The following is an 18325-nucleotide window of genomic DNA, read 5'->3' as shown; positions in this document are numbered from 1 at the left end:
ATATTCTAATTCTTTTATTTTCCTCCCGAACATCTGCTCTTCCGGTTTCGAATTGCTTTTTATTCGTTTACCGAACATAAGACAATTACAACTTAACAAACAGATTTTCAAAAAAGAAAAACAATTATATAGTACTAATAACTATGATACTTAACTTCTGAAAAACCTTCGTTTTCTTAACTTATTAAATTTTTATATGCTCTAACGCCGTAACTTTTACGACTTCTTTATTCTTACAATATTAAATCAAAATTCAAAAACAGGAGTACGTATATTTACCTGTTTTTTCTTACATCTTTATCGAAATTATAAAATCTAAAATTCACTTTGCGTATAAAAAAACGGGCCTAAATACCGTATCGATATTTTGACCCGTTCAATTTGGATTTTTAAGTATTGGATTTTATGCCTCCGGAGATTGCAATCTGGAATTTCTAAAAATTATTTAAGCTTCCTCTGTATTTCACCATCATGTTTTTAAATAAATCTTTGTTTGAAGGAGGCGACAGCACAATGGCCTGAGAGCCGGCATCGAGCGCTTCTCCTATACTTTCGAGGCTTTTTCCTCCCGTGGCCATTACAGGAAAGCCCGGGAACTGAGTGGCTATATCTTTTATAATCGAATTAGTTTGTGTTCCTGCTGTTACATGAAAAACATCAACTCCCGCCTCTATTTTGTTTTTTAAAAAGATGTAATCAGATGTGGCAACACTGGCTACTATTGGGATTGCTATTTTTTCTTTTATTTTTTTTACGTCTCTATTTTCAAATGGGATATTTACGATAATTCCTGCTGCTCCGGTTTCTTCAGCGTATACGGCCATTTCAAGGGATTTCTTTCCTTTTGTAGTACCGCCGCCAACACCGCAGATTACAGGTTTACCCGAAAAATCTATCAAAGCTTTAATTATTCTGGGTGATGGCGCAAAGGGATACACCGCCAGGATAGCATCGGCGTCATTATTTTCGATTAGGGCCATATCGGTAGAAAACAAAAACGATTTCAGGTTTTCTGTTCCCATTGTTATTCCGCTGCATAATTTTCCAATTATTTCGGGAGTAGTAAGTGCCTTAGCTGTCGTTTTCTCTTTCCAGAAGAATCTTTTCCAGAAGGGGATTCTCTTTTTAACTCCCCAAAATGAATCTGAATTTGTATTGATCTGCATACATACTATTTTTACATTACACTCAAATTTAGCATACTGAATTTTAAAATTTCATAAAAGGAACATCGAAAATTCCGTTTTTGTAATGAAGCAGGGAAAATTTGCAGCAAAACCTCAAATGACTGCTTTTTGAAAATCGCTGCAGAGTAAAATGGCGACACCTGAAAAACTTTAGGTGCAAATCTAATTTTCCATAAATTTGAAAAAAGACTCCCGAAAATAGATTATCTCTTTTCTTTCTTATAAAAAAACATCTGGTTTTACAATTGTTTACGCCTGTTTTTCAACAAAGGCAAACACAAAAAAACAAATACTAAATATTTTAAAATCAATTATTTAACAGGTATTTAAACCCTAAAAAAAGGGGAAATATACCCTTTCCTGATACACTTCTGTTTCTCTAAATTTGACAGGTTGTATAAGCTCCCTTTTACACCACAAGTTTCAAATCAAAGCCGGAAAATCTTTCCCCATTTATCCCATCTGAGCCTTAGAACTTATTTTTTCAGTACAGAATTTCATACCCGATATTGTTTTAAAACATGATTTTTTGAATGGTACTTTCTGAAAAATACTTTTTAGTAAACCATTGTAAATCCAACAGGAATTTAGAACCTAAATTTAGCAGAAAATGATTTTTGAGATTATTCAAATAGTTGTAGAACAAGTAAATAACTATCTCGATGAAATTGGGCTCGAAAAAACGGTTGTAGCCGAAAATATCGCGTACCTGGAATCTCAAAACGATGATATAGCAGGGGCGTTAAAAAACAAGGTGGCACTTACTTTAATTAATCTTGACGAAGAAGCGGCTTTAAAAAATTTCCCTAATCACAGTATCGAAAGCGACAGAACCATTTATAAAAACAGTGTCATCAATTTAAATCTGTACCTGCTTTTCAGCGCCAACAGAGACAAATATGTGAATTCGCTCAAAGATATCTCTAAAATCATTGCCTTTTTTCAGGGCAAAAAACTTTTTACACAAGCCAATACCTTATTCAACCGAAACGATGTTTCGATGGCTCATGTAGAAAATTTCAGATTTACGGTTGAGCTTTATACCCCCACTTTTGAGGAACTGAATTATATCTGGGGAACTTTGGGCGGTAAACAGCTTCCGTCTGCCTTGTACAAAGTAAGCCTGATACAAATTGAACGCGATATAGCGCAGGCCGAAGGACAGCTTGTAAGCAACTACCAGAGCGCAACTAAAATAAAGAATCAGTCATGAGTTTTGATCTTACATACGGCTTGTTGTTTGAAGTAACAATTCTTCATAACTATTATCTGGATAACGGCGAAAAAACCTTTGCAGCGATGTCTGCCGATGATAAAGAAAAAATGCTTAAAAACTTCAGCGTCGATTCCTTCCTAACCATTCAGCCTACTCTGGAAACCAATACTGAATTGAGAAACCACAAAATGCTGTTTAAAAAAAGTAAAACCGGTTTTAGGATTTATACAAAAATTAAAGAACCGGATGAGCCTTTTTTAAAAATTCCCGCCAGCCTGACTTTAAATTTCATTATTACCATTAATAACTTTCAGTTTGAAAATTTTACGAATCTGGATTTTGCTTTTAGTAAAGTATTCCTTTTCAGCAATGTAAAGCCCTTAACTGAGCCAATTACGTTTCAATATCTTCCTAAAATAAACGAAACCAAATTAATTTCTAATTCTTATTTAGTATCCGAAGAAACAACGGCTGATTTGATTTCGACACTTCATCCGTCAGAAAAACAAGGCGTATTCGGGTTGGTATCACTCACTTTGAAGGGCGATAAAACTTCGGGGAACATCATTACCAGCCAGGGTAAACTGACAGGACCGAATTTTAAAATTCATTTTGATAACCGAAAAACGCTTTGGAAATACATTAACCGAAAAGCAAAAACCGAAATTGAAACCAATGCCGCAAAACCGCTCACCCAGTACGGTTTTGTTGAAATTGATCCGCTGACTGATTTTACACCTCCTCAGGCCGAGGAAAGTCTTTATGCTAATCCTTCTGCAAAATCAATTAAAAAAATCAGCGGTAATTACTATTCTGAAATATTTATCTAATAATTAAAAAACAATAAATTATGGCAACAACTTACAAAACACCGGGGGTATATGTTGAGGAAATCGTAAAATTTCCTCCTTCTGTTGCCCAGGTAGAAACAGCGATTCCTGCTTTTATAGGGTATACCGAAAAAGCAACAAACAAGATCAACGGCGATTTAAAACTAAAACCAACCCGTATAACTTCTTTATTAGAATATGAACGTTTTTTTGGCTTTGCAAAACCGGAAACAACAATCAACGTGACAATTAATGATGTTTTAACTGATAATGGCGATATCAGATCTATCGTAGTAGATCAGCCAGCTGCAAAACAGCCTTTTTTAATGTATTATTCCTTGCAGCTGTACTTTGCCAATGGCGGCGGACCGTGTTATATCATATCAGTAGGCCGTTATGGTTCTGATTTAGACGAATTAGATACTCCTGTTACCGCAATAATCAATACTAAAGCTTTAGGCGACGGTTTACTGGAACTGGAAAAAGTAGACGAGCCTACTCTTATTGTGTTTCCGGACGCTACCAGAGTATCGGGTATACTGCCTGCTGACTTTTACGGATTATATAACGATGCTTTGGCGCAATGCAAAAACCTGCAGGATCGTTTTACGATAGTTGATACCTTAAGTTATGACGAATCAAGCCCTGTGGATGATAATATCGATGAGCTGCGAAATGTGATCAGTGTTGAGAAAGACACTATCAAATACGGTGCAGCCTATTATCCGCATCTTGAAACGATACTGGACTATGCTTTTGACAGTACTAAAATTATTTTAAAACATTACTCCTATACCGCAAAGGCTTACGATAAAATTGCTGCGGGTCTTACCTTAATCACAGATGTAAATACAGGATTTACTCCAACGATAGCTCAACTGGTATCTCAACCTGATTCTGAGAAAATTCAGGGACAAATAAGTGATTTGCTATTACAGTTATACAGCAGCGATACAACAGGTTTTAATCTTCCTGAAAATTTTACTACAAATGATACTAAAAAAACGGAATTCTTAAAAAGACTGAATCCTTTATTGGCTACTTTAGAAAAAATCTCTCTTTTGAGAAATTCGGTAAACGAAGAAGCAAACGCGGCTATTAGTACTATTTCTGACGAAAATATGGTTTTGGCAGGAGCTATTTCAACTGCACTGACAACTTTTAATTCAAACTTTACAGCGGCAGGCAAAATCGATTCTGTATACAAAAACTTAAAAACATTAAAGAAAAAATTACAGGATGAAAACACTGATACCAAACTGAAAAAACTAATCCAGACAGATGCTGTCAGTTTTGATACAGAATTAAAAAAACTTCTAAACTACACTCCTTTAACCGCTCAAAGCAATGTCTCCGATGTTGTGAATATTTTTGCTTCTGTGACAACTGATCTTGCTGCGGTAATCACCGCAATAGAATCAATTGACGGAAAAGATGTAAACAACGGCGAATTAAACGGAAGAAAACTAAGCGCTGTTGAAACTTTTGACAATGCAACGTACAACAAAATCTTGGCAGAGATTTACAATCTTCCGGTAACACTTCCTCCAAGTTCTGCCATCGCAGGAGTGTATGCAAGAGTCGACAAAGACAGAGGCGTTTGGAAAGCACCTGCCAATGTGAGTCTGAACTACGTAATACGTCCAACGGTAAAAATTACAAACACCATTCAGGACAATTTAAATATCGATACCGTAAGCGGAAAATCCATCAACGCAATCAGAACCTTTACAGGAAAAGGAACACTCGTTTGGGGTTCCAGAACTTTGGCGGGAAATGACAACGAATGGCGTTATGTTCCGGTGAGACGTTTCTTTAACATGGCCGAAGAATCTATCAAAAAAGCAACCGAGCAGTTTGTGTTTGAACCCAACGATGCCAATACCTGGATAAGAGTCCGCGCCATGATCGAGAACTTCCTGATCCTGCAATGGAGAGCCGGAGCTTTGGCCGGAGCAAAACCGGAACAGGCATTTTATGTCAGAATCGGGTTAGGACAAACGATGTCGGCACTCGACATTCTGGAAGGTCGTATGATAGTCGAAATCGGAATGGCCGTTGTGCGTCCGGCAGAATTTATCATCCTTCGTTTCTCTCATAAAATGCAGGAATCTTAACTAATTATCAATCTCAAAAAATACTAAATCATGAGTTATCCGCTACCAAAGTTTCATTTCTCAGTTGACTGGGGTGGAACAAAAATAGGATTTACAGAAGTTTCCGGATTAGACGTTGAAACTGAAGTTATAGAATACCGTCAGGGAGCAAGTCCCGAATACAGCAAAATCAAAATGCCGGGCATGCAGAAATTCTCCAACATTACTCTAAAAAGAGGAACTTTTGCAGGCGACAACGAGTATTACAACTGGTGGAATACCGTAAAACTAAATACGATAGAAAGAAGAGATATTACGATCAAACTGCTAAACGAAGAGCACGAACCGGTAATTACCTGGAAGGTGAAAAATGCCTGGCCGACAAAAATTCAGTCTACTGATTTAAAAGCAGACGGAAACGAAGTCGCTATCGAATCTATGGAACTGGTACACGAAGGTTTGTCTATTCAAAATGATTAATCATGGCTAACTACTATCCGCCTGTCGGTTTTCATTTTTTAGTTGAATTTGAAGGCATTGGCTCTAAGGAAAAAGACCATCAGTTTCAGTCGGTTTCCGGTCTGTCTGTGGATATTGAAACCGAAGAAATAGCCGAAGGTGGAGAAAACAGGTTCAAGCACAAACTTCCGGTAAAAACAAAATATCCAAACCTGACTTTAAAGAGAGGAATGCTGCTTGATTCTGCTGTAATTGACTGGTGCAGGGATGCAATAGAAAATTTTTCTTTTAAACCTGTAAACCTGACCATTAAACTGCTGAATGAAGAACATCAGCCTTTGATTTCCTGGAATGTCGTACATGCTTTTCCCGTAAAATGGGCCGTAGAAGATTTTAGTGCCGAAGAAAGCAAGCTTGTCGTCGAAAACTTTGAGCTCAGCTACAATTATTTCACTTTAATTAAAAGCTAGTTATGCCAATAGAAATAAAAGAGCTTCACATTAAAATAAACGTGAACGAAGGTCCCAAAGCCCCGCCTCCATCTGCTCCAAAAAGCAAAGATGAAGATCCGGTGGCTGAGTGTGTGGAACAAGTAATGAAAATCATCGAACGTAAAAAAGAACGCTGATTATGGCCGGAGAATTAGAAAAATTAAAAATCGCCGCTTACAGTGATCCTGAATTTAATAACAAAATTTCAGGAGGTGAATTTTCTACGCTTATGAATCCGGAGAAATACACCTTTCATTATAAGATCGAAACCGATGCCACACAGGCAGCAGGAACGAGTACGGTTTCGCCGCGATTCAATAAAAAATTACCCGAAAACCTGGAACTCGATTTTGTGTTCGACAGATCCGGTGTAATCAACGGTTACCAAAGTGTGCCTAACGGAATTATTGATGATCTGGAGAAATTCAAAAAAGTCATTCTGGATTACAATGGAGATGAGCATAAACCAAATTACCTGATTATTTCCTGGGGAACCCTTCTGTTTAAAGGTTCGCTAACAGAAATGGACGTCGAGTTCAAACTCTTTAAACCCGATGGTACACCGATAAGAGCCATTGCAAAAGCAAAGTTTCAGGGATTTGTAGAAGATAATCTAAGAGCTGCAAAAGAAAACAATAAATCGCCAGACTTAACGCATTACCGAGTCGTAAAAGACGGCGATACGCTGCCTTTAATGTCTTATTACATCTACGGTGATTCTAAATATTATCTCGAAGTCGCGAGGGTAAACAACATTGTCAATTTCAGAAAATTAAAAACAGGGCAGAAATTATTCTTTCCGCCTTTACAAAAGCAATCCTGATGAACAACAGCGGAGTCATACAAACCAGTAAAAGTGCCGATTTAGTAACGCATAAAATTTTAATTGAAGGCGAAGAATTATCTAAAACCTTTCAGGTAAAAAGTATAGTGGTCCAAAATGAGGTCAACCGAATTCCTATGGCGCAAATTGTACTATTAGACGGAGAAGCTTCGGAAAGGGATTTTAAATTAAGCAATGAAGATTTGCTGGTTCCGGGGAAAAAAATCGAAATAAATGCAGGTTATCACAATGATGAAGAAACGATTTACAAAGGCATTATCATCAAACATTCTATTAAAATAAAAAACAACGCGTCGCTGTTGATTATTGAATGTAAAGACGAAGCTGTAAAACTGACCATTGGCAGAAAAAGCAAATATTTTTATGAAGTAAAAGACAGCGATGTATTCGAAGAAATCATCGATGCTTATGGTTTGGAAAAAGAGGTCGAAGCAACCAATTTCAGCCATAAAGAGCTCGTGCAGTACAATACATCCGACTGGGATTTCATTGTTTCAAGAGCGCAGGCCAACGGAAAATTGTGTTTTACAGAGAACGGAAAAATTAAGATATGCAAACCGGATGTTTCCTCTTCATCTGTTGAAACCGTTACGTTTGGCGCTTCATTAATTGATTTTGATGCCGAAATTGACGCCCGCAATCAGTTTACAAAAGTCTCTTCGTACAGCTGGGATTATACCAATCAGGAATTGGTCGAAATTGAAGCCAGTGACCCAGGTGTGAGCCTGAACGGCAATTTGTCCGCTGCTGATTTATCTGATATTGTAAAACTCGAAAACTTCGAATTACGCCACGGCGGCACCATTACAGAAGTTGAACTTCAGGATTGGGCCGATGCGAAATTACTGTTTCAGCAATTATCAAAAATCCGCGGAAGAGTAAAATTTCAGGGAATTCCAGCCGTAAAACCCAATACGATTATCACGCTCGAAGGCGTGGGCGACCGCTTTAACGGAAAAGCCTATATCACAGGTGTTTTCCACGAATTAAATGAAGGAAACTGGACGATCGATGCCCAATTTGGGTTAAATCCCGAATGGTTCTCTGAAACATTTGACATTCATACACCAACAGGTTCCGGAATTATTCCTGCCATCAAAGGACTTCACGCCGGGATTGTAACCCAGCTGGAAGGCGATCCAAACGGCGAAGACCGGATTTTGGTTAAAATTCCCATCATTAATAATGAAGAACAGGGCATCTGGTGCCGAGTTTCTTCGCCAGATGCAGGAGAAAACAGAGGTGTTTATTTCAGACCTGAAATTGAAGATGAGGTTATTATAGGTTTTGTAAATGAAGATCCCAATAACGCCATTGTTCTAGGGATGCTTCACAGCAGCGGCAAACCCGCTCCTATTCCGGCTTCAGATGACAATCATCAAAAAGGAATTGTAACCCGAAGCGAAATGAAAGTCCTTTTTGATGATGAGAAAAAATCAATTGGAATTGAAACACCAGCCGGAAAAAAAATAACGCTCGATGAAGACAAAGGAGTAATTAAAATCGAAGATGAAAATTCGAATATTATCACCATCGACAGCAGCGGTATTAAAATGGAAAGCGCCGGAAATATTGAGTTAATCGCTTCCGGCGATGTAAAAATAGAAGGTACAAACGTCTCCTTAAAAGCAAAAGCGATGTTTAAAGCCGAAGGAAGTGCCGGAGCCGAAATGTCATCCGGAGCTGTGGCGATTGTAAAAGGAAGTATGGTACAAATAAATTAAAATTATGGGAGCACCAGCAGCAAGAATTACAGACATGCATGTATGCCCAATGGTAACCGCAACGGTTCCTCATGTGGGCGGTCCTATACTGCCTCCGGGCACCGCAACCGTCCTGATTGGCGGCGTTCCCGCTGCCTGTGCAGGTGATATGGCAACTTGTACAGGACCGCCGGATACTATTTTAGGAGGATCTGCAACGGTTTTAATTGGCGGTAAGCCTGCTGCCAGAATGGGCGATTCTACCGCACACGGAGGCACAATCGCAGGAGGATGTCCAACGGTATTAATTGGTTAGCTATGGAAACCGAACAAGATTTTTTAGGCACAGGATGGAGTTTTCCGCCCGAATTTAGAAAGAACATCAAAGCGGTTTCCATGCTCAGCGACGAAGCCGATATCAAAAGCAGTCTGGAGATTTTGCTTTCGACTAAAATTGGTGAGCGCATTATGCAGCCCAAATACGGCTGTAATATGGATGAACTCTTGTTTAATCCGCTGAACCAGACTTTGAAAACGTTTGTTTCTGAAATGATTAAAACAGCCATTTTATACCACGAACCCCGAATTGATGTGGAAAAAATTGACATTACAAAAGGCGACGACTTAACCGGAGAATTACTGGTTTTGGTTGATTTTAGAATACGATCTACCAATTCGAGAATCAATATGGTATATCCATTATACAAACAAGAAGGAACAGATTTATAAAATTGTGTAAAAATGAGTAATTGTAATACGATAGTGAGTGTTTTGTCCTCGAATGGCAGCGACCAGAAGCAGCGCTATATAAACGCGTTACAACCGGAAAGCATTCGACTTAATGATTTTGAACTAACCGACTGGGTTTTGTTTGCCTGCAATTTTTCTGAATATGTAAATTATTACGAAACCGCTGTTCCCGAAAAACCTTCGGGAGACTGGAAAGCTTTCTTTGATTTTTTTAAACTGAATGACCAGAAACCATCGGTAGAAAATCAAATGAAACTCGACCGCATCAAAAAAGAACTTGCAGATGTAATTGCCGAACACAAAAAAGAAGCCTCCATTACGCCTCACCTTACCTTATTCCTGACTTTTTTAATGCTGCTTGAAAACAGCAAAAAACGATACAACAATCTAACCAAACGTCATCTTGATTTTTATTACAATCAGGTTCTAAAAATTGAAAAACTCCCTGCCGAACCTGACAAAGTATACCTGATTTTTGAATTGGCAAAAAATGCCGTTCAGGAAAAAATCAGCGCAAAAACCGGATTCGACGGCGGAAAAGATACTTCTGGAAAAACCAGAACCTATTACTCAGAAAATGAATTAACAGCCGGTAAAACAGTTGTTACGTCACTCAAAAATATTTACAATCACAAAGATTCAAAAAAAATAACCGTCCGCCCATTTGCAGATTCATACGATGGTTTAGGAAAACCTTTTCCTGATGAAAATAATGCACAATGGTGGCCATTCGGCAGTCCTGCAGCTGAAAATTCTCCAAAAGAATTAACGCAGTTTCCGCTGGGTTTTGCCATTGCCTCGCCTCTTTTGTCTTTAGAACAGGGAAAACGAAGCATTCAGATAAGTTTTACTTTTAAAAACAACCTCGATGCCGTTGTTAATCCAACTGACCTTATAGACTGTCTGCATCTTGAGTTAACAACAGCAAAAAAATGGTTGAATCCCGGTAAAATACAGCTGTCACTGCCTGTAAAATCAGGAAATCCATATACCACTTCTGTAAGCGGAAAAATTATGAAAATCGCTTTTCTGCTCGACGAAAATGCAGATCCCGTTACAGGTTACAATGCGGCTGTATTAGGAGATAAATTTAATACCAGTCTGCCTGTAGTACGGTTTTATCTGGATTCTTCAAAAGACAACGGCTATAATTTGTATAAATCCTTAGCTGAGAATATAATTGAAACCATTACGATTAATGTTGACGTTCAGAACATAAAAAACATGGTTTTAGAGAACGACAACGGCAGCATGAATGCTTTAAAACCGTTTTTCCCTTTTTCATCACAACCTGTTTTGGGTTCAAACTTTCACATTAAATACAACGAAGCTTTTTCTAAAAACTGGGAAACCATCAATGTTGAATTATTGTGGAAAAATACGCCCGCCGATTTCGTCGAACATTACAAAGCATATAAAAAAACATCTGAAAAGACCATCAGTACCAATATGTTTAGAGATAGTGTAGTGAAAAAAAACGGCACACAAATAGTATTTAATACCGCAGAAGCAATAGTAACTTCTAATGATTATTTTAAATATAAACTGGATCTTTTGTCAGACAATATCTGGAAGAATCTTAGTACTTCTGCCAATTTGTTTTCGTCTGTAAATCCGTTTAAAACCACTTTTACGATAAACAGCAGTGCCGATTACAATACAAAGAAAAACGGCGAATTAAAACTAACGCTTTCGTCTTCATTTCTGCATCATTTGTATGCTAAAAGTTACGCTCTGGCACTTTCCAGTGAAGATAAAAATGTCGTAATTCCAAATGAACCCTACACGCCGCTTGCCGAAAGTATTGTACTGCATTACACGGCTTCTGAAACTACCCGTTTTTTAGTTTCTACAGGACAAACAATCGAAGACGTTTATAAAAAAAATACGGCAAAATTATTCCAGATTCATCCTTTTGGCTATTCAGAAGAACACAGTTATTTAAAATCCCGCCTGAATTATGTAAAAGCAGCCGATTCTTATTTGGTTCCAACCTATTGCAAAGGCGGCGAATTGTTTATTGGTCTTCAAAATGTACTCGAATTACAGCAGATTACTTTGCTCTTTCAGGTACTGGAAGGAAGCGAAAATCCCGAAACACCATCCTTTACAGGAAAACAAAAAATAGAATGGGCTGTTTTGGGTAATAACGAATGGCGCATTCTTGACCATGCCGATATTGTATTAAATGAAACCGATAACCTGCTGCAATCCGGAATCCTGAAATTCAGTCTTCCAAAAGAAGCCACTCAAAACAACACCAGACTTCCTGAAAATTATATCTGGCTGAGAGCCAAAATGCACAAACAATACGATGTAGTCTGTAAAATGATAGGTATACATTCTCAGGCGGTTCGGGCATCTTTTCAGAATAATTCAAATGATTTATCACATCTAAAAACCGGAATCGAAGCCAATACCATTTCGAAACTGCTGCAAAGGCTAAGCAATGTAAAATCGGTTACACAGCCTTATAACAGTTTCGATCATAAACCGGAAGAATCCAGTCCAGAGTATTACAGAAGAGTCAGCGAACGTCTGCGCCATAAAAACCGCGCCATTACAATGTGGGATTACGAACATATGGTATTGCAGCAATTCCCTGAATTGTACAAAGTAAAATGCCTTAACCATACATCAGATAAATCATATCAGTCGCCCGGCAATGTTACGCTCGTTGTTATTCCGGACACGGTCAATAAAAACGTATTCGATATTTATCAGCCCCGCGTAAGCACCGCAATGCTGAACAAAGTCAAAAATTATATGGATCAGCTGAACTCCATGCACGTCAATACTTTTGTTATAAATCCTAAATACGAAGAAGTTACAGTGCATTTAAAAGTAAAATTCAGACCCGGTTACGATGAGAATTTTTACAGACAGGAACTCAATTCTGATATAATCAAATTTTTATCACCATGGGCTGTAGATAAAAGTATTCCTATCACATTCGGGGTCAGCATTCACAGCAGTTCACTTATTAATTACATCGAAAAATTAGGTTATGTAGATTTTCTTCAGGATGTAAAACTTCTTAAAGGAGATATTTCATCAGATAAAGCGGCTGTTCCGTCCAATCCCAAATCGATTCTCGTTTCGGCAAAACAACATATCATAAGCACCGATGTAAAACAATGTACCGTTAAAACCACAGAAACACAGGAACAATGTCAGTTGTAAACCAACATATCAGTATACCAAAAAACATCAATACCCAGGATGACATGAGTTTTGATTTCCTTCGAAAAAAAGGAATCGAATACATCGAATCGCTTGGAAGCCGTTTTTGGACCGACTACAACACGCATGATCCCGGAATTACAATTCTGGAAGTGCTTTGTTACGCCATTACCGATCTGGGAATGCGAATCAATCTGCCTATCGAGGATTTGCTAAGCAATATTTCGAGTCCTATAGACGAACAGTTTTTTACAGCGTCTGAAATTTTACCCACTCAGGCCGTAACAGCACTCGATTACCGAAAAATCTTAATCGATATTGATCCGCAGCGAATTAAAAACTGCTGGCTTCAAAAAACAACCAAAAAATTATTCATCAATTGTAAAGAAGGCAGAATTTCGCTTAAAAAAGAAGATTTCAGCGAAACTCCGGACACTTTCATAAAAGAAACCGAAATCAAAGGCTACTATAACATATTAGTCGATTTTGATGAAAAAGATCTGGCCCAGAAAGTGATTCTGAAAAACAAAATCATCGAAAAATTCCATGAAAACAGAAACCTCTGCGAAGATGTTCTGGAAGTAAAAGAAATAGAAATTCAGCCAATTGCCGTTTGTGCTTTAATCGAAATTACCCCGGAAGCCAACGAAGAATACATTCATGCCTTAATTACATTGGAACTCGAAAAATACCTTTCGCCTTCCATGAAATACTATTCATTGGCAGAAATGTTTGAAAAAGGCTATTCCAGCGATCAGATTTTTGAAGGTCCGCTGCTGGAAAACGGATTTATCGATCCTGCCGAATTAGAAAATTCATCCCTAAAAACCGAAGTACGCCTTTCAGATATTATGCAGATTATCATGAATGTAGAAGGCGTAACCGTTATAAAGGACATTTCGCTGAACAACTGCGAAGCCATAGAAAAAGAAGGAAGTGTATGGAACATCTGTATTCCTGCCAATAAAAAACCTGCTTTGTGCAATAAAAGCACGCTTAACTTCAGCAAAGGATTTCTTCCGGTTACGGTAAATAAAACCAAAGCCCGAAAATATCTGGAAGATTTAAAAGAAGATTTGGCGTACACACAGAAAAAAGCATCCAAAAACAAAGAAATAAATATTCCGAAAGGCCGAATTACAGAAACGGATTTTTATACCAGCATTACCAACAATTTTCCTGAAAACTACGGCATTGGCGAAATCGGACTTTCTGAATCTGCCAGTGCAGAACGAAAAGCCAAAGCAAAACAGTTAAAAGCCTATCTGCTGTTTTTTGATCAGATTCTGGCAAGTTATTTCAAACATTTAAGCAGTATAAAAGACCTTCTTTCGATTAATAACCAGCTTACGAATACCTATTTTACGCAGGCTGTATCGGATATGGCGGGTTTTGAAGAAATTGTAAACGATGAATATTTAAAGTCCGATCAGAAAAAACTCGATGAATATCTTTTTGGTCATTTAGATCATGCCATTAAAAGACAAAACCAAATAAAAGACCATCTTATTTCGCGTTTTGCCGAACGTTTTGCGTCATATGCTTTCCTGATGAAATCCTTGTACAGCGATTCTTCAGATGAAATTGTATTGCAAAACAAATCCGATTTTTTAATCAGCTACGATACCATAAGCAGCCAGCGCGGCAGCGGTTTCAATTATTTCAATCAGCCCGCCTCTAATTTGTGGAATACTTTTAACGTAACCGGACTCGAAAATAGAATTGCGGGATTGCTGGGAATCAAAGGCGATAAAAACCCTGTAACGTCCAAACGAGGTATTAAAAGAAAAGATATCTCCGGTTTATTTGTTCAGCTTTATAATCCGGACCCCGATGTGCCCGAAAAAATAAAATGGAGAATTAGAAACAGCGAGGACAAAGTTATTCTGACTGCCGTAAAAGAGTATGAAAATCAGTCTTCCGCGGTAAAAGAAATGTATTTTTCGATCCTGAAAATCTATGAAACCACCGAAAAAGAAATTCAGCATGACTTTAAAGATCTTATTGACGACAGAAACAATCAAATTGCTTTTAAAGATACCACAATCAAAACTTTTGAAATAACCCAATCTGAAAGCAATACCTATTCGTTTTCGATCATCGATCCGGAAACCGCAGTCGATGATCCCGGCAGAATCATTGCAAAACAATACGAGTATTACGATACGCTCGAAGAGCTACAAACAGCGATACTCAAAGTGCTTCGTTTTTTCAAGGAAGAATTCAGCGATGAAGGGATTTTTCTGGTAGAACACATTCTGCTGGTTCCCAATCCGGATGAAACAATCGATGGGACGTTTTACATGCCAATCTGCATCGAAGACTGTTCTGAAGACTGCTGTGTGCCAAATCCGTATTCATTTAAAATCAGCGTAGTGCTTCCGGGATATACCTATCGTTTTTCTGATGTTGACTTTAGAAATTTTGCAGAAAACGTCATTCGTCAGGAAATTCCATCGCATATACTTGGAAAAATCTGCTGGATTGGATATCGCAAAGATCATCAAATAGATAAAGACAATGACCTGCTGGATTTTGAAAAAGATTTCAAAAAATTCCTGCTCGACAAAACCCAAAACAAACAAGAAGCTTTACCGGAGTTTATAAAATCATTATCCAAATTAAATTCTATTTATCCAACCGGAACGCTGTACAACTGCACAGACGAAGAAGAAGAAATTTCAGGAAAAATAGTATTAGGACGAACAAATTTAGGAACATTATAAAAATATAAGGTCATGGAAACAAAACTTAAAACCATTACAGGACATTATCATAGTTACGTTGCAGATCAGGTGCTTACCCATTTTCAGCTTAACGAAACTATCGATTATTTTGATGACCAAAACCGATTAAACCGAATATTTCTTACCGGTACAGGAATTGTCTGCGGCTTTCAAATGACATCCAGTCCCGATTTTAGCACCCTAACCATAACGCAGGGAACCGGAATTACAACCGACGGTGATTTAATCAAACTAAAAAGTGAAGCCAAAAACGAAATCGACGGTGAATCAGACAACAAACAAAAAGTATTTGATATTGATTTTCCAAGTATACATTATAAATCCTATCGGAAATTTGAGAATGACAAAGCAAAATATCTACCTTTTTTGTTCTCAGATACCGAAATGGTGGAGATGTGGGAATTACTTCCTGCAAAAGACGGAGCACCCGAAAGCGGTGAATCTGAATTAAAAAGTTTTCCAAATTTAAAAGATCAGGTGGTACTCCTGTATCTTGAAAATTATGCTAAAGATGCTTCTTTGTGCGATGAAATCGATTGTTCTAACAAAGGCCGTGAACAAATTTTTAATCTCAGAGTCTTAGTTGTAAGTCAAACCACAGCCAATTTCATTATTGGAAAAACCGAATCTGACAAAAGAGATACGCTTTACAAAAAATACGATCTGTTCGAAAAATACAATACTCTGGAAGAATTAGGAATAAAAAAAGTAATCCCGACTTTCAACAGCACTGCCGCAATCAATCAGATTAAACAGCTTTTTAATACGGTTGTCAGCGATATTTCATTCAGAAATGATTTAATTAAAAATCTGAGCGTCATCCTAACCTATTCCGGGTATGATGCGCAACGCGTCGAAATTACAAACAAAATTAATTCGCTGACTTCTTTCGATTACTCGAATACTCCGGTCGATATTCACTATATCTACGATTTACTAAAAGATGTTGTGGCGACTTACAAAGAATTAAAAGACCTCTTTATTCAGATAAAATCAGAATGCCGCCCGCCTGTTGGTTCATTTCCAAAACACCTGCTGTTGGGACTTGTTCAGGAGACCAAACGTTACAAAAATTACCGACATCAGTTTTACAAATCACCGGTTTATGACCAGAACAAAACAGCTAAACATTTTGATTCATTGGTAAGAAGATTGTCTGCCATTTTAAACAATTTCCAGACTGTTTCTGACGGGATTAAAATTACACCTTCAAAATCAACCGGAAAGCTGGGCTGTAAATCGGTTCCGTATTATTACAAAGTCGATGATAATTTCCTGCATGCCTGGGATTTTGAGAAAAGCAGTCTTTACAATCATCAAAACCATTTCAGCTATCATACTGCCAGTCTGATCAACAACGACTACATCAGAACACCACTGAAATACTGTACAGACGATTACGATTTTTACAGAATTGAAGGCTATTTACACAAAGATATCGACGAGGTAAAAACATTTTTAAATACCAAAAGAATCGAATACGGACTCGATTTCGATTATTACATCCTGGATATTACAGAAGATGCTGCCGATTTAAAAATCTTGTTTAACACCAATTATGCGTTCGAACACAAAGCCGGTGTAAAAAAAGGCGGCACTTTACTAATCCTGAAATCAGGCACCACTTTTATTACGGACTTTTCGATTGACGGAAAAATAAATCCGGAAAGCGAACTGGGATTCTTTACCCTTTCAGCATGTATTTATCCTTGGATCAGTTCTTTAAAATACATCAACAATTTATGCCGAAGCCTGAACGGAACACCAAGTAAAATCAAGGCAACACCTACACATTATGTATTGAGTGTTCGAAAATATACTATAAACGGTGTCAATTTAGTCACCTCTCCGGTTACCATCAGGATTCCGTTAAAGGAATTAATAGTGCGTCGTCTTCATGTCGTAATGGAAACGCTGAACAAACAGTTTCCAACAGGTCTTTTGTTTGATTTTATCGAAGAACAAAAGAAACTAAAAATTATGAAACTCGAAAAAGACAAATACGAATTTGAAATTCAGGATATAACCCAGTCATGGGCAAGTCCGGTATACAAATTCACCGAAAACGGAATTATTAAAAACAACCGCATTTATCGTGCGGCAGGCATTACGTGTTCGCTTATTAACGCACACAATCCAAAAGTATATCAAAAAATTCACAGTACTTATGAACCCGTAAATAAAGACGACGATTACGGAGCTTTTGACGGCGACTGGTCCAGATGGGAATCATATAAAAGTCAGCTTGTTAATCATGAAATTATGAAAGACATGCGAAGATTTACTTACACTCTTGAAGATTTTGAACAAATCCCTGGGCAAGATCCTAAAAAAACAGCAGGACTTGAATTGCGCGAAATAGCAAGATCACTTATTGCTGCTGATGCTAAAATGGGATCTATTTATGTTGGCGGTGACTGGACAAACGGAAACTGGGTAAATAGCCGCATGTTTGATTACTATCGTTCAAACCTTAAAAAAACAAATGACACAGTAGTTTTATTCATCAACTTAAGAAAAAAATTACACAACGAAGATCGTGTCAGCAAATACATGATACATATTCCGGGTCCTATAACAAATACTGCTGCAGTAGCGGCGGTTATGAGCCAGTATGCAACAAAAGCAGAATTCTATTATCAGCTGCCATCACAAGGAAATTTTATCAAGATATATTGATAAAAAAGAAAAAGCTTCAGACCAATATAGCTAGCGGATCTGAAGCTTTTAATGGGGCGCTTACCATTAGATTACCATGAAAAGTTAACGAGATTAAAGATATAAAGTATACCACACGCGCAACACACAAAGTCATCATA

Annotated in this window: 14 protein-coding genes; 13 read left to right on the top strand and 1 reads right to left on the bottom strand. The window is 37.7% G+C overall.

Annotated elements, in window-relative coordinates; genetic code table 11:
- Positions 1–434: 434 nt before the first annotated feature.
- On the bottom strand, positions 435–1166 hold the full coding sequence (locus tag OZP11_RS00260; protein ID WP_281233240.1) for a beta/alpha barrel domain-containing protein: 732 nt from the start codon (positions 1164–1166) through the stop codon (positions 435–437).
- 631 nt (positions 1167–1797) lie between these two features.
- Between OZP11_RS00260 and OZP11_RS00255 the strand changes: the two genes are divergently transcribed.
- The 13 genes from OZP11_RS00255 to OZP11_RS00195 are packed head-to-tail and all read left to right on the top strand — an operon-like array spanning position 1798 to position 18185.
- Positions 1798–2400, top strand: a complete 603-nt coding sequence (locus OZP11_RS00255; RefSeq protein WP_281233239.1) for a Pvc16 family protein — start codon at positions 1798–1800, stop codon at positions 2398–2400.
- Positions 2397–3233 carry a hypothetical protein gene (locus tag OZP11_RS00250; protein WP_281233238.1) on the top strand — a complete coding sequence of 279 codons (837 nt, stop codon included), beginning with the start codon at positions 2397–2399 and terminating at the stop codon, positions 3231–3233. The genes OZP11_RS00255 and OZP11_RS00250 overlap by 4 nt, the downstream gene beginning before the upstream one ends.
- Before the next feature lie 20 nt (positions 3234–3253).
- On the top strand, positions 3254–5350 hold the full coding sequence (locus OZP11_RS00245; RefSeq protein WP_281233237.1) for a phage tail sheath C-terminal domain-containing protein: 2097 nt from the start codon (positions 3254–3256) through the stop codon (positions 5348–5350).
- Between the two features lie 30 nt (positions 5351–5380).
- Positions 5381–5809, top strand: coding sequence for a phage tail protein (locus OZP11_RS00240; protein WP_281233236.1), 429 nt, complete (start codon positions 5381–5383; stop codon positions 5807–5809).
- Between the two features lie 2 nt (positions 5810–5811).
- Entirely contained in the window at positions 5812–6258 is a 447-nt protein-coding gene (locus OZP11_RS00235) for a phage tail protein (protein WP_281233235.1), read from the top strand.
- 2 nt (positions 6259–6260) lie between these two features.
- Positions 6261–6416 (top strand): DUF5908 family protein, encoded by a 156-nt coding sequence (locus OZP11_RS00230; RefSeq protein WP_281233234.1) that lies wholly within the window; start codon positions 6261–6263, stop codon positions 6414–6416.
- 2 nt (positions 6417–6418) lie between these two features.
- Positions 6419–7102, top strand: coding sequence for a CIS tube protein (locus OZP11_RS00225; RefSeq protein WP_281233233.1), 684 nt, complete (start codon positions 6419–6421; stop codon positions 7100–7102).
- Positions 7102–8847, top strand: coding sequence for a type VI secretion system tip protein VgrG (gene vgrG, locus OZP11_RS00220; RefSeq protein WP_281233232.1), 1746 nt, complete (start codon positions 7102–7104; stop codon positions 8845–8847). Before OZP11_RS00225 ends, vgrG begins: the two co-directional genes overlap by 1 nt.
- 4 nt (positions 8848–8851) lie before the next feature.
- Positions 8852–9142 (top strand): PAAR domain-containing protein, encoded by a 291-nt coding sequence (locus OZP11_RS00215; protein WP_281233231.1) that lies wholly within the window; start codon positions 8852–8854, stop codon positions 9140–9142.
- A 2-nt stretch (positions 9143–9144) separates the two neighbouring features.
- Positions 9145–9555: a GPW/gp25 family protein gene (locus OZP11_RS00210; protein WP_281233230.1), complete on the top strand. Its 411-nt coding sequence runs from the start codon at positions 9145–9147 to the stop codon at positions 9553–9555.
- A gap of 12 nt (positions 9556–9567) precedes the next feature.
- The gene (locus OZP11_RS00205; RefSeq protein WP_281233229.1) at positions 9568–12759 is read left to right on the top strand and encodes a baseplate J/gp47 family protein; all 3192 of its coding nucleotides are present in this window, start codon (positions 9568–9570) and stop codon (positions 12757–12759) included.
- A complete protein-coding gene (locus OZP11_RS00200) occupies positions 12747–15485 on the top strand; it encodes a hypothetical protein (protein WP_281233228.1) in 2739 nt (912 codons plus the stop codon). The genes OZP11_RS00205 and OZP11_RS00200 overlap by 13 nt, the downstream gene beginning before the upstream one ends.
- A 12-nt stretch (positions 15486–15497) precedes the next feature.
- A complete protein-coding gene (locus tag OZP11_RS00195; RefSeq protein WP_281233227.1) occupies positions 15498–18185 on the top strand; it encodes a hypothetical protein in 2688 nt (895 codons plus the stop codon).
- Positions 18186–18325 lie beyond the last annotated feature (140 nt).

The organism is Flavobacterium gelatinilyticum (assembly GCF_027111295.1).
Classification (GTDB): Bacteria; Bacteroidota; Bacteroidia; order Flavobacteriales; family Flavobacteriaceae; genus Flavobacterium; species Flavobacterium gelatinilyticum.
Note: the sequence above shows the minus strand (reverse complement) of the source record. Positions and strands in the feature narration are given on the sequence as shown.

What these genes read in the sequence shown, in the direction of transcription:
- OZP11_RS00260 (WP_281233240.1), bottom strand. Translation starts at nt 1,166, where the DNA reads ATGCAGATCAATACAAATTCAGATTCATTTTGGGGAGTTAAAAAGAGA.
- OZP11_RS00255 (WP_281233239.1), top strand. Translation starts at nt 1,798, where the DNA reads ATGATTTTTGAGATTATTCAAATAGTTGTAGAACAAGTAAATAACTAT.
- OZP11_RS00250 (WP_281233238.1), top strand. Translation starts at nt 2,397, where the DNA reads ATGAGTTTTGATCTTACATACGGCTTGTTGTTTGAAGTAACAATTCTT.
- OZP11_RS00245 (WP_281233237.1), top strand. Translation starts at nt 3,254, where the DNA reads ATGGCAACAACTTACAAAACACCGGGGGTATATGTTGAGGAAATCGTA.
- OZP11_RS00240 (WP_281233236.1), top strand. Translation starts at nt 5,381, where the DNA reads ATGAGTTATCCGCTACCAAAGTTTCATTTCTCAGTTGACTGGGGTGGA.
- OZP11_RS00235 (WP_281233235.1), top strand. Translation starts at nt 5,812, where the DNA reads ATGGCTAACTACTATCCGCCTGTCGGTTTTCATTTTTTAGTTGAATTT.
- OZP11_RS00230 (WP_281233234.1), top strand. Translation starts at nt 6,261, where the DNA reads ATGCCAATAGAAATAAAAGAGCTTCACATTAAAATAAACGTGAACGAA.
- OZP11_RS00225 (WP_281233233.1), top strand. Translation starts at nt 6,419, where the DNA reads ATGGCCGGAGAATTAGAAAAATTAAAAATCGCCGCTTACAGTGATCCT.
- vgrG (WP_281233232.1), top strand. Translation starts at nt 7,102, where the DNA reads ATGAACAACAGCGGAGTCATACAAACCAGTAAAAGTGCCGATTTAGTA.
- OZP11_RS00215 (WP_281233231.1), top strand. Translation starts at nt 8,852, where the DNA reads ATGGGAGCACCAGCAGCAAGAATTACAGACATGCATGTATGCCCAATG.
- OZP11_RS00210 (WP_281233230.1), top strand. Translation starts at nt 9,145, where the DNA reads ATGGAAACCGAACAAGATTTTTTAGGCACAGGATGGAGTTTTCCGCCC.
- OZP11_RS00205 (WP_281233229.1), top strand. Translation starts at nt 9,568, where the DNA reads ATGAGTAATTGTAATACGATAGTGAGTGTTTTGTCCTCGAATGGCAGC.
- OZP11_RS00200 (WP_281233228.1), top strand. Translation starts at nt 12,747, where the DNA reads ATGTCAGTTGTAAACCAACATATCAGTATACCAAAAAACATCAATACC.
- OZP11_RS00195 (WP_281233227.1), top strand. Translation starts at nt 15,498, where the DNA reads ATGGAAACAAAACTTAAAACCATTACAGGACATTATCATAGTTACGTT.